This window comes from Leifsonia sp. Root112D2 (assembly GCF_001424905.1).
Taxonomy (GTDB): Bacteria; Actinomycetota; Actinomycetes; order Actinomycetales; family Microbacteriaceae; genus Root112D2.
Window position 1 is genome coordinate 52,833 of the sequence record NZ_LMCU01000001.1, and the last position, 12,176, is coordinate 65,008.

Annotated in this window: 9 protein-coding genes; 4 read left to right on the forward strand and 5 right to left on the reverse strand. The window is 66.7% G+C overall.

The annotated features are described in order from the left end of the window. Positions 1 to 38: 38 nt before the first annotated feature. Positions 39 to 1,478 (reverse strand): GuaB1 family IMP dehydrogenase-related protein, encoded by a 1,440-nt coding sequence (locus tag ASC63_RS00255; protein ID WP_055808641.1) that lies wholly within the window; start codon positions 1,476 to 1,478, stop codon positions 39 to 41. Between the two features lie 145 nt (positions 1,479 to 1,623). Here ASC63_RS00255 and ASC63_RS00260 point away from each other — a divergent pair, with 145 nt between their 5' ends. After that, positions 1,624 to 5,439 carry a multifunctional oxoglutarate decarboxylase/oxoglutarate dehydrogenase thiamine pyrophosphate-binding subunit/dihydrolipoyllysine-residue succinyltransferase subunit gene (locus tag ASC63_RS00260; protein WP_082486931.1) on the forward strand — a complete coding sequence of 1,272 codons (3,816 nt, stop codon included), beginning with the start codon at positions 1,624 to 1,626 and terminating at the stop codon, positions 5,437 to 5,439. Between the two features lie 54 nt (positions 5,440 to 5,493). On the opposite strand, the gene ASC63_RS00265 is transcribed toward ASC63_RS00260, so the two are convergent. From ASC63_RS00265 to ASC63_RS00275, 3 genes are all read right to left on the reverse strand, one after another. Continuing rightward, the gene (locus ASC63_RS00265) at positions 5,494 to 7,701 is read right to left on the reverse strand and encodes an MMPL family transporter (RefSeq protein ID WP_442915059.1); all 2,208 of its coding nucleotides are present in this window, start codon (positions 7,699 to 7,701) and stop codon (positions 5,494 to 5,496) included. Positions 7,702 to 7,844: 143 nt separating this feature from the next. Beyond that, a complete protein-coding gene (rsrA, locus tag ASC63_RS00270; RefSeq protein ID WP_055808643.1) occupies positions 7,845 to 8,087 on the reverse strand; it encodes a mycothiol system anti-sigma-R factor in 243 nt (80 codons plus the stop codon). Continuing rightward, on the reverse strand, positions 8,084 to 8,722 hold the full coding sequence (locus ASC63_RS00275; protein WP_055814526.1) for a sigma-70 family RNA polymerase sigma factor: 639 nt from the start codon (positions 8,720 to 8,722) through the stop codon (positions 8,084 to 8,086). Before ASC63_RS00275 ends, rsrA begins: the two co-directional genes overlap by 4 nt. 88 nt (positions 8,723 to 8,810) lie before the next feature. Between ASC63_RS00275 and aroA the strand changes: the two genes are divergently transcribed. Genes aroA through bcp form a run of 3 tightly spaced genes read left to right on the forward strand, consistent with a single transcriptional unit; the run spans position 8,811 to position 11,738 of the window. Next, a complete protein-coding gene (gene aroA, locus ASC63_RS00280; protein WP_055808644.1) occupies positions 8,811 to 10,169 on the forward strand; it encodes a 3-phosphoshikimate 1-carboxyvinyltransferase in 1,359 nt (452 codons plus the stop codon). Beyond that, complete coding sequence (gene rsgA / locus ASC63_RS00285) at positions 10,170 to 11,228, forward strand: ribosome small subunit-dependent GTPase A (protein WP_055808646.1); 1,059 nt, start codon at positions 10,170 to 10,172, stop codon at positions 11,226 to 11,228. Between the two features lie 33 nt (positions 11,229 to 11,261). Continuing rightward, entirely contained in the window at positions 11,262 to 11,738 is a 477-nt protein-coding gene (bcp, locus tag ASC63_RS00290) for a thioredoxin-dependent thiol peroxidase (protein ID WP_055808648.1), read from the forward strand. Here bcp and ASC63_RS00295 read toward each other — a convergent pair. Beyond that, positions 11,735 to 12,169, reverse strand: a complete 435-nt coding sequence (locus ASC63_RS00295) for a hypothetical protein (protein ID WP_055808650.1) — start codon at positions 12,167 to 12,169, stop codon at positions 11,735 to 11,737. The two genes, bcp and ASC63_RS00295, sit on opposite strands and share 4 nt — an antisense overlap. Between the last annotated feature and the right edge of the window lie 7 nt (positions 12,170 to 12,176).

The following is a 12,176-nucleotide window of genomic DNA, read 5'->3' on the forward strand; positions in this document are numbered from 1 at the left end:
CGGCCTGCTCCCGGCCTCCCATCAGCCGGTCAGGCCTTCTACCAGCTGGCCGGGAGCGGCTTGCCTTCCTCGTAGCCGGCGGCCGACTGGATGCCGACGAGCGCGCGATCCCGGAATTCGGCCAGCGAGCGAGCGCCCGCGTAGGTGAACGAGCTGCGCAGCCCTGTCGTGATCATGTCGAGCAGGTCTTCGACAGACGGCCGCAGCGGGTCAAGGTAGATGGTCGAGCTCGAGATGCCCTCGGCGAAGAGCGTCTTCCTGGCCAGTTCGTACGCGTCCAGGCGGCCGAAACGCTCGCGCACGGCCTTGGTACTCGCCATGCCCCAGCTCTCCTTATAGAGACGACCCGTCGCATCCGTGTTCAACTCGCCGGGTGCCTCGATGGTGCCGGCGAACCAGGAACCGACCATGACCGATGACGCACCGGCGGCCAGCGCGAGAGCCACATCACGCGGGTAGCGCACCCCGCCGTCAGCCCAGACGTGCGCGCCGAGCTCGCGCGCCGCATCCGCCGTCTCGAGCACAGCCGAGAACTGTGGGCGCCCGACGGCCGTCATCATGCGCGTCGTGCACATTGCCCCGGGGCCGACACCGACCTTGAGGATGTCCGCGCCGGCCTCGACGAGGTCACGCACGGCCTGGTCGGTCACCACGTTGCCCGCGACGATCGGCAGCCCGAGACTCAACCCCTTGACCGCGCGGATCGCCTCACGCATCGAATCCTGGTCCCCGTGCGCCGTGTCGAGCACGAGCACGTCCACACCCGCCGACGCGAGCGCCTTCGCTTTGCCTGCGACATCGCCGTTGATGCCGACCGCGGCGGCGACACGAAGCCGACCATTCGCGTCGACGGCCGGGGCATAGATCGTGGCGCGTAGTGCACTGCGTCGACTCAGCGTGCCGATGACCTGACCATGGTGCAGCACGGGGGCGAAGTCGATATCCGCCTCGTGCATGACATCGAAGGCCGCGCGCGCATCCGGAATGTCGTCCGCGTCGAGTGAGGTGATGGCGCCGTGCAGCAGGTCGCCGAGGCGCGCATCGACAAGTGCCGTCGCAAGCCGGGCCGAGGGGATACAGCCCAGATAGCCACCGTCACCGTCCCGAACGACGATCCCGTGGCCCTCCACGGCGGGCACCTGGCGCAGCGCGTCGGCAACCGTCGCATCGGGGTCGAGGATGAACGGCGTGTCGTATGCGACAGGCTGATCCTTCACCCAGCGGATGGCCGCATCCAGATCCTGCAGCGGCATGTCCTGCGGCAGCACGCCGAGGCCACCCCGCCGGGCCATCGTGGCAGCCAGGCGCGGGCCGGTCACCGAGTTCATATTCGCCGAGACCAGCGGCATGGTCATGCCGGTGCCGTCATCGGGCGCGAGCGCCACGTCGAGCCTGCTCGTCACTGTTGAGCGGCTGGGCACGAGGAAGACGTCGGAGTAGGTCAGATCGTGGCGCGGTGTCGTTCCATAGAACTGCATAACGATAACGCTATCCCTCCGTCGTAACGACCGCAGCCCGACGCCGATGGATTAGGCTTGATCACTGGACAGAGCACCTTTATGAAGGTCTCGTCCGAGGCAAAAGCGAATCAGACGAATCAATGGAGAGAGTGGGCGATCGGCTGTGTCGAGCCAGTTGACCGGAGTGGGAACCGACGAGGGATCATCGGGCGAGTTTGGGGCCAATGAATGGCTCGTCGACGAGCTGTACGAGCAATTCATCGTCGACAAGAACTCGGTGGACAAGTCGTGGTGGCCGATTCTCGAAAACTACAAGCCGACGGTAGCCGACGACTCGGTCGCTGAGCCCTCTTCGAACGCCGAGACGCCTTCGAACGCCGAGCCTGCCCAAGCGCGCACCGCATCCGCTACGACACCCGCTGCCGAAGCGCCAGCCGCCACGCCCGCCGAGGCGCATCCGGCCACCGCACCGACACCCGTGCTCGGCACACAGCCCGTCGCACGCACGACCTCCGTCGCCCCGAAGCCTCAGCCGGTGCCCGCCGACGCCCCCATCACGGCACCGCAGCCGGTCGTGAAAGACACCGCCGCCGAGGTCGAAGAACCCCAGGACAAGGCGACCCCGCTACGGGGCATGGCCAAATCCCTCGCCTCGAACATGGATGCCAGCCTCACGGTTCCGACCGCGACGAGCGTGCGCACCATTCCGGCCAAGCTCATGATCGACAACCGCATCGTCATCAACAACCACCTCAAGAGGGCACGCGGCGGCAAGATCTCCTTCACCCACCTCATCGGCTGGGCGCTCGTGCAGGCGCTCAAGCAGTTCCCGAGCCAGAACGTCTTCTACGCCGAGGTCGATGGCAAGCCATCCACCGTCGCTCCGGCGCACGTCAACCTGGGCATCGCCATCGACCTTCCCAAGCCGGATGGCACCCGGGCGCTTCTGGTGCCGAGCATCAAGCGTGCAGACACCATGGAGTTCGGTGAGTTCCTCGCCGCCTACGAAGATCTGGTGGCACGCGCGAGGGCCAACAAGCTCACGGCCACAGATTTCGCCGGTACCACCATCTCGCTCACGAACCCAGGCGGCATCGGAACGGTGCACTCGGTTCCGCGCCTGATGAAGGGCCAGGGCTGCATCATCGGTGCCGGCGCTCTCGAGTACCCGGCAGAGTTCCAGGGCGCGAGCGACCACACCCTCACGGGCCTCGCCATCGGCAAGACCATCACGCTCACCTCCACCTACGACCACCGGGTCATCCAGGGCGCGGGCAGCGGCGAGTTCCTCAAGATCGTGCACGAACTGCTCATCGGCCAGCGTGGCTTCTACGAGAGCATCTTTGCCGCGCTCCGGCTGCCGTACGAGCCGATCCACTGGGCGCCCGACATCAGCGTCGACCTGGCCAGCGCCGTCGACAAGACCGCACGCGTTCAGGAGCTGATCAACTCGTTCCGGGTTCGCGGCCACCTCATGGCCGACATCGACCCGCTCGAGTACGTGCAGCGCTCGCACCCCGACCTGGACATCGCCACCCACGGCCTCACCTTCTGGGATCTGGACCGCGAGTTCGTCACGGGCGGATTCGGCGACAAGCGCCAGATGCTGCTGCGCGATATCCTCGGCGTGCTTCGCGACGCGTACTGCCGCACCATCGGTGTCGAGTACATGCACATTCAGGACCCGGCGCAGCGACGCTGGTTCCAGCAGAAGGTCGAACGCGGCTACCAGAAGCCCACTCACGACGAACAACTGCGCATCCTCGGCAAGCTCAACGAGGCCGAGGCCTTCGAGACGTTCCTGCAGACCAAGTACGTCGGCCAGAAGCGCTTCAGCCTTGAGGGCGGCGAATCCACCATCGCGCTGCTCGACACGATTCTGCAGGGCGCGGCCGAAGCCGAGCTCGACGGGGTTGCCATCGGTATGGCCCACCGCGGCCGGCTCAACGTGCTCACCAACATCGCAGGCAAGACCTACGGCCAGATCTTCCGCGAGTTCGAGGGAACGCAGGATCCGCGCACCATTCAGGGCTCGGGCGACGTCAAGTACCACCTGGGCACCGAGGGCACCTTCAAAGGCGCAAACGGCGAGGAGATTCCGGTCTATCTGGCCGCGAACCCGTCGCACCTCGAGGCGGCCGACGGCGTGCTCGAGGGGATCGTGCGCGCCAAGCAGGATCGCAGACCCGCAGGCACCTTCCTCACCCTGCCGATCCTCATTCACGGCGACGCGGCCCTGGCCGGCCAGGGCATCGTGGTCGAGACCCTGCAGATGTCGCAGCTGCGTGCATACCGCACCGGCGGCACCATCCACGTGAACATCAACAACCAGGTCGGCTTCACGACACCGCCGTCTGAGGCGCGCACCTCGGTCTACTCGACCGATGTCGCCAAGACGATCCAGGCACCGATCTTCCACGTGAACGGCGATGACCCCGAGGCGGTGGTGCGGGTGGCGCAACTCGCCTTCGAGTATCGCCAGGAGTTCAAGAAGGATGTCTTCATCGACTTGGTCTGCTATCGCCGACGCGGGCACAACGAGGGCGACGACCCGTCGATGACGCAGCCGCTCATGTACAACCTCATCGAAGCCAAGCGCAGCGTTCGCAAGCTGTACACGGAGGCGCTCGTCGGTCGTGGCGACATCACCGAGGAAGAGTACGACGAGGCCCACAAGGACTTCCAGGATCGCCTCGAACGTGCCTTCGCGGAGACGCATGCGGCGCAGACCAACTCGATCCCGATCATTCCTGCCGACGGCAGCGCGCCCAGCGATCTCGGTCAGCCCGAGGCACAGCAGGCATCCGATAGCGCCGTCGAGCTCGACACGACAGGCATCGACACCTCCGTGCTCAGCCTGATCGGTGATGCGTTCAACAACCCGCCTGCCGGCTTCACGGTGCATTCGAAGCTCAAGCAGCTTCTTGCCAAGCGCCTCGAGATGAGCCGCAACGGCAACATCGACTGGGCGTTCGGCGAGTTGCTTGCGCTGGGTTCACTGCTCGTTGAGGGCACGCCCGTGCGCATGGCCGGCCAGGACACGCGTCGCGGCACCTTCGTGCAGCGCCACGCCGTGCTGCATGACCGCGAGAACGGTCAGGAATGGCTGCCGCTGGCCAACCTCAGCGACAACCAGGCGCGCTTCTGGATCTACGACTCGCTGCTCAGCGAATACGCGGCCATGGGCTTCGAATACGGCTACTCCGTCGAACGCCCGGATGCCCTCGTGCTGTGGGAGGCGCAGTTCGGCGACTTCGCCAACGGCGCACAGACCGTCATCGACGAGTTCATCTCCTCGGCCGAGCAGAAGTGGGCACAGCGCTCCTCGCTCGTGCTGCTGCTGCCGCACGGCTACGAGGGTCAGGGCCCCGACCACTCCTCGGCACGCATCGAGCGCTACCTGCAGATGTGCGCGGAGAACAATATGACCGTGGCCCGGCCCTCGACGCCGGCGTCGTACTTCCACCTGCTGCGTCGTCAGGCTTACGCCCGGCCGCGCAAGCCGCTCGTGGTGTTCACGCCCAAGGCGATGCTGCGTCTGCGCGGCGCAACCTCGAACGTCGAGGACTTCACCTCCGGCCGTTTCGAGCCGGTCATCGATGATGCACGCGTCACCGACAAGGCGGCCGTCAAGCGGGTGCTGATTGTGGCAGGCAAGCTCTACTACGACCTGCTGCAGGCGCTGGACAAGAACCCGAATCCCGAGATCGCGCTGGTGCGCCTGGAGCAGTACTACCCGCTTCCCGGTGCCGCGCTCAAGGCCACCGTCGACACGTACCCGAATGCGGAACTGTTCTGGGTGCAGGACGAGCCGGAGAACCAGGGTGCGTGGCCGTACATGATCCTGGAGACGTCGAAGCTCGGCCCGCGCCCCCTCGGCGTGATCTCGCGTTCGGCCTCGGCGTCACCGTCCACCGGTTCGGCCAAGGTTCACGCGGCAGAACAGAGCGAGCTGATCCAGCGCGCCCTGAGCCTGTAGGTCTTTCGGTCGCTGAGCTTGCCGAAGGGCCCTTCGGCAAGCTCAGGGGCCGGGCTACCTGAGGTTGCCCTCGCTCGCAGGCTCGCTCGGCGCTGGGGTCGCGGAACGCTGACGCGTTCCCCCAAGCTCCACCGCGCGCGACAGCGCGCTCGGCCACCAGATCGCGCGGCCGATGTCGTGACCCAGCGCCGGCACGAGAAGCGAGCGCACGATGATCGTGTCAATGAGCACGCCGAACGCCACGATGAACGAAATCTGGGCGAGGAACAGCACCGGCAGCACGCCAAGCGCCGCGAACGTCGCCGCGAGCACGATGCCCGCCGAGGTGATCACGCCGCCCGTCGCCACGAGCCCGCGGCCGATTCCCGAACGCGTACCGTGCAGCACCGACTCCTCCCTCACGCGCGTCATGAGGAAGATGTTGTAGTCGATTCCGAGCGCCACGAGAAACACGAAGCCGAACATCGGAACCGTCGGGTCCGCGCCGGGAAATCCGAACACGCCGTTGAAGACGAGCGAGGAGACGCCCAGCGCCGCCGCATACGACAGCACCACGGTGAGGATCAGCAGCACCGGCGCCAGAATCGAGCGCAACAACAGCATCAGAATCACGAGGATCACAGCGAGCACCAGCGGAATGATGAGGTTGCGGTCGTGAATGGCCGCGTCGTTGGTGTCGATGGCGGTGGCCGTCACGCCGCCGATGAGCACGGCATCCGCCCCCTGCTGTGCATACGGGGCCTTCGCGAAGGAGGCCCTCAGCGCGCGCACGGTCTTCTCGGCCGGTGCGGTATCGCCGGCGTCGTCGAGTGTCGCCTGCAGCATCACCGTACCGTCGATCACCGTCGGTTCCCCGGATGCCCCATCCGGCCCCGGCTGCACGCCCGCGGTCGTGACCGGCAGCGTTCCGCTCGGCGAGTCCGCGGAGATCACGGTCAACGAGGAGACCCCCTTCGTTCCGAGAACGGTGTCGGACATGTCCTTCAGCCTGGACTGCGGGCCAATCACCATGGCGGGAGTGCCCGCCCCACCGGGGAAGTGAGCGCTCAGCGCGGCCTGGCCGTCGCGGGCCTCGGAGTGGCCAATCACGAAGTCACTCTGTGGCACCCCGTCTGCCTTCAGCCCCGCGAGGCCGAGTGCGGCGACGCCCAGAAGCACCGCGCACGCCACCCACACGGTGCGGGAGCGCCTGGAGACCAGCCGCGCGACGCGGGGCCAGATACCCCGGGCACCGGCGCCATCCACCGACGGATGCGTGGAGCCGAGTTTCGGACGCACCGGCCAGAACGCGGTGCGACCGGCCCACAGCATGAGCGCCGGCAGCAGGGTGAGCGCCGCGAGCAGGGCGAAGCCGATGCCTATGGCCGCGACGGGGCCGAGCGCCTTGTTGGAGTTGAGCTCGCTGAAGAGCAGGCAGAGCAGCCCGACAATGACGGTTCCCGCCGAGGCGAGAATCGCCTGCCACGAGCCGCGCAACGCGGCCCAGGTGGCATCCCATTTGTGTTCATAGTCGCGCAGCGCCTCACGGAAGCGCGCCACGTACAGCAACGAGTAGTCGGTGGCGGCTCCGATGACGAGAATCATCAGGATGCCCTCGGTCTGTCCCGAGAGCACGACGAGATTGGCCTTCGCCAGCGCCACGACCGTGAACATCGCACCGGTGAGCGCCACAAGACTGGTGCCGAGCACGATGAGCGGCAACAGCGGAGAGCGGTACACGATGATGAGAATGATGAGCACCGCGGCGAGAGCCACGAGCAGCAGCATGCCGTCCAGCCCACTGAACGCACCCACAATATCGGCCGAGAGTCCCGCCGGCCCGGTGACAAAAACCGAGAGTCCGGCGGGCAGACCGGTCGTCAGCATCGCGCGCACGGTCTTCACGGTGTCAGCAGGCTTGACGCGGGTCTCCATCGGCACGATGACCTCGGCCGCCTTGCCGTCCTGTGACACGATCGCCGGCGAGACGCCCTTCTTCACGACGCCGTCGAGCGCGGAGACCTGTGCCAGTTGCGCATCGATCGCCGTGCGATCGGCGGCGGTCAGGCCGCCCGTGCGCTGATACACCACGACGGCCGGGATGACGTCGTCACCGCGGAACTGCGACTGCAGCTTCTGCACCTGGGTGGCATCCGCGCTGGCGGGCAGATGCTGGATCTGGTCGTTCTTGGCCACCGTGTTCACCTGGCTGAACGAGGAGCCGCCGGCGGAGAACACCGCGAACCACACCGCAATCAGCACGACGGGGATCAGCACGCGCAACCAGCGCGGAACTCCCCTTCTCGGTGGTCGGTGTTGGAGAGAGGTAGGCGGGGCAGAGGGTTTGGAGTCAGTCGTAGTCACACTTCGACGCTACGGATGCCACCCTGCCCCGGTCTTCCGTCGAAAGTTTGAATCTGCGAGCGTCAGTGCGTGGCCTGGAAGCCCCGGAGCCTGGCCAGCACTTGGGCGCGCAGTTCCTCCGGTGCGGTCTCGCTGCAGGCCCGCTTCACGGCCTCCGTCAGCACAAGCCCCACGTGGTGTTCTTCGGTGCAACTCGTGCAGTTCTCCAGATGCTCGCGAATGTCGCTCGCATCCGCACCGCGCAACTCGTTGTGCAGGTATTCCTCGAGGTCCGCCTTGGCCTTGCTGCAGCCACAATCGGTCATTTCGTGCTCCTGGGGGTTCGCGCGGCGGGTACGGCCGAGACGGCGTGACCACGCTCCTGCGCATAATCGGCCAACAGGTCCCGCAACATGCGCCTGCCACGATGCAGTCGGCTCATCACGGTTCCAATGGGGGTTTTCATCATGTCGGCGATCTCCTGGTAGGAGAAGCCCTCCACATCGGCGAAATACACGGCCATGCGGAAATCTTCGGGAATCGCCTGCAGCGCGTCCTTCACGGCACTGTCGGGCAGGTGGTCGATGGCTTCCGCCTCGGCCGATCGCGTCGACGACGACGCGGTGCGCGACTCGGCGCCGCCCATCTGCCAGTCCTCGAGCTCGTCGATGGCGCCCTGGAACGGCTCGCGCTGCTTCTTGCGATAGGTGTTGATGAAGGTGTTCGTGAGAATGCGGTACAGCCACGCCTTGAGGTTGGTGCCCTGCTCGAACTGCTTGAACGCCGCAAACGCCTTGACGAAGGTCTCCTGTACCAGGTCCTGCGCATCCGCGGGGTTTCTGGTCATGCGTAGCGCAGCCGCATAGAGCTGGTCCATGAACGGGAGTGCCTGCTCTTCAAAGAGTGAGCCGAGGTCTTTCGTCGCGGTCGTCATCACCGCCCAGTCTAGTTCTGCGGGCATGAGAGACGGCGGCGCGTCGAGAGCAGCGGATGCTGTGGTCACTACTCGTCCTCCGTTTCAGACCAAACGCCTATACCCTGAATAAACAATGCTGATCTCGAAATATTCCTCTCCGGACTTCAACCCGTACGGTGACACCGATCCGGTAGACACCGCCGCGTTGTGGCCGGCGCCGACGAGCGCGGGACCCGTCGACGCCGTTGTCGCGTTGCCCGGGTCCAAGTCCCTGACAAATCGGGAACTCGTGCTCGCCGCCCTCGCCGACGGACCCTCGCTCTTGCGCGCGCCGTTGCACTCGCTCGACAGCAGCAATATGGTCGGCGCGCTGCGGGCGCTCGGCGCGAGCATCGAGGAGCGGCCCGCGTCCGGTGCGTTCGGTGCCGACTGGCTCGTGACGCCCGGCGAATTGATCGGCAGCACCACCATCGACTGCGGCCAGGCCGGCACCGTGATGCGCTTCGTGCCGCCGGTGGCCGGCCTGGCGCTCGGCCCGACCACCTTCGATGCAGATGACTCGGCCCGCGGCCGCCCGATGGCGACCGTGATCCAAGCGTTGCGCGCGCTCGGGGTCGACGTCAACGACGACCGGCGTTCGCGCCTGCCGTTCACCGTGCACGGCACCGGATCTGTCGCCGGCGGCGCCGTCACGATCGACGCCTCCTCCTCCAGCCAGTTCGTTTCCGGGCTGCTGCTGGCCGCCCCGCGCTTCACGAACGGCCTGCAGCTGACACATGAGGGCGAGCGGCTGCCGAGCCTGCCGCACATCGACATGACCGTCGCCGCTCTCGCGGCTCGCGGTGTCGAGGTCTCCTCCCCCGCCGTCGGCCAGTGGGTCGTTGAACCGGCACCGATCTCAGGTGCCGAGATCGATATCGAACCAGACCTCTCCAACGCCGCACCGTTCCTGGCGGCGGCGCTCGTCACCGGGGGCAGGGTCACCATCAGCGGATGGCCGCAGGCGACCACGCAGGTCGGCGCCCATTTGGCCGAGCTGCTGCCCCTTTTCGGGGCGAGCGTGACACTCGAGAACGGCGCCTTGACGGTGAACGGTGGCGACGGCATCCGTGCGGTGCAGCTTGACCTGACGACCGGCGGCGAGTTGGCTCCGACCCTGGTGGCGCTCGCGGCGCTGGCCGACGGGCCCAGCGAGATCACCGGCATCGGCCACATCCGGCATCACGAGACCGACCGGCTTGCCGCGCTGGTCGCCGAGATCAATTCTCTCGGCGGCAACGTCACCGAGCTGCAGGATGGCCTGCGCATCGAGCCGCAGCCGCTGCACGGCGGCGTCTGGCGCAGCTACCACGATCACCGCATGGCGACGACGGGTGCTCTACTCGGCCTGGTCGTGGCCGGCGTCGAGATCGAGAATGTGCAGACCACCGCCAAGACGCTGCCCCAGTTCACCCAGCTGTGGCACGAGATGGTGGGCGGGAGCACCGCCTAGATGACGTGGTGGGACGCCGACCCCGACGACGACGATGAGGACGACGAGTTCGACGAGTCGGATGTTCGGGTGCGCCCGAGCCGCAAGGGCTCACGACCGCGCACCAAGATTCGGCCTGAACACAACGACGCGCAGACCGGGCGGGTTCTCGGCGTCGATCGTGGCCGATATTCGATTCTCATCGACGAGAGCACACGGGATGAGCGCCAGCTGACAGCGGCGCGAGCCAGCGAGCTGCGACGCAAGTCCGTGGTCACGGGTGACCGCGTCGACCTCGTCGGCGACCTGAGCGGCGACGACGGAACCCTGGCCCGCATCGTGCGCATCCAGCCGCGCACGACGTTGCTGCGACGCAGCGCCGACGACACCGACGAGGTCGAGCGCGTCATAGTGGCCAATGCCGACCAGATGCTCATCGTGGTGGCCGCCGCGAACCCGGAGCCACGCATCCGTCTCGTCGATCGTTATCTGGTGGCCGCCTACGACGCGGGCATCTCCCCCATCCTGTGCATCACCAAGACCGACCTGGCCGACCCGGCCGAGTTTCTGCGGAACTTCGCCGGCCTCGACCTGCCGATCTTCACGAGCAGCGAGGGAAATCTGCCGGTCGACGACATCACCGCATCGCTCATCAACCACGACACGGTCTTCGTCGGCCACTCCGGTGTGGGCAAATCGACGCTCGTCAATGCACTGGTGCCCGAGGCGAAACGCGCCACCGGCGTTGTGAACACCGTGACAGGACGTGGGCGACACACCTCCTCGTCGACCGTCTCACTTCGATTGGCAACGGATGCCGGTCGCGGCTGGGTCATCGACACCCCGGGCGTGCGCTCGTTCGGCCTCGGCCACATCGACACGGACAACATTCTCAAGTCGTTCACCGACCTGGCCGCCATCGCCGAGGACTGCCCGCGTGGCTGTACCCACCTGCCGGATGCGCCCGACTGCGCGATCAACGAGGCCGTCGCGGCGGGTCGCCTCGGCGAGACCGGCAAGGGCAGGCTCGACTCCCTGCAGCGCCTGCTCACGACCTTCGCGAAAGCACCCGGTCACTGATCGCCCGCGCGGCGGGTCGAGTAGCGTGGAGTCATGACTTCACCACGCCTCGAAGCCGGCGACACGGCCCCCGCATTCACCCTCACTGACCAGGACGGGGCATCCGTCTCACTCGGGGACTACTCCGGGCAGAACGTCATCATCTACTTCTACCCGGCGGCGATGACGCCCGGCTGCACGAAGGAGGCCTGCGACTTTCGGGACAACCTGAATTCCCTGCAGGCCGCCGGCTACCAGGTGCTCGGCATCTCGAAGGATGCCCCCGCGAAGCTCAAGACGTTCCAGGAGCAGGAGGGGCTCACCTTTCCGCTTCTCTCCGACGTCGACCTCACCGTGCATCAGTCGTACGGCGCCTACGGCGAGAAGTCGCTGTACGGCAAGACGATCACGGGCGTGCTGCGTTCGACCTTCGTCGTGGGCCCGGATGGCACGCTGAGCCTCGCCCTCTACAACGTGAAGGCCACGGGGCACGTCGCCATGCTGCGCAAGCGGCTCGGTCTGGCCGCCTAGGGCCGCGTTCCGTCGTCCTCGGGCTCGCGGATGCGCGCCGTCGCCGCGATCACCGACGGGGAGACGGCGAGCGCTATACCCGCCAGCGCCGGCACGAGCAGCGCCCACGCCACGCCCGGGCGGGCATCCGCGCCCTGAAACAGTCCGATGGCCACGGCGATCTGCAGAACCTGCCAGGTGACCGCCGCCGCGCGCACCCAGGACCGTGCGCGCAGCGTGTTGAACGCCGTGATCGAGAGCCAGACGGCCGCGATGACGGCGAGCACCAGAATCGCCAGGCCGCCCGCAAAGGAACTGGCCCGGGTGGTGAGCAGTTCGATGAGCAGCCACACCGCAATTCCGGTGAGCAGTGCCGCCTCTGCCCAGAGCAAGCCGGCAAGAATGCTCAGCAGTAACGGTCGTCGGTGGGCCGCTGTGGTGTCGTCGTGCATACCATCC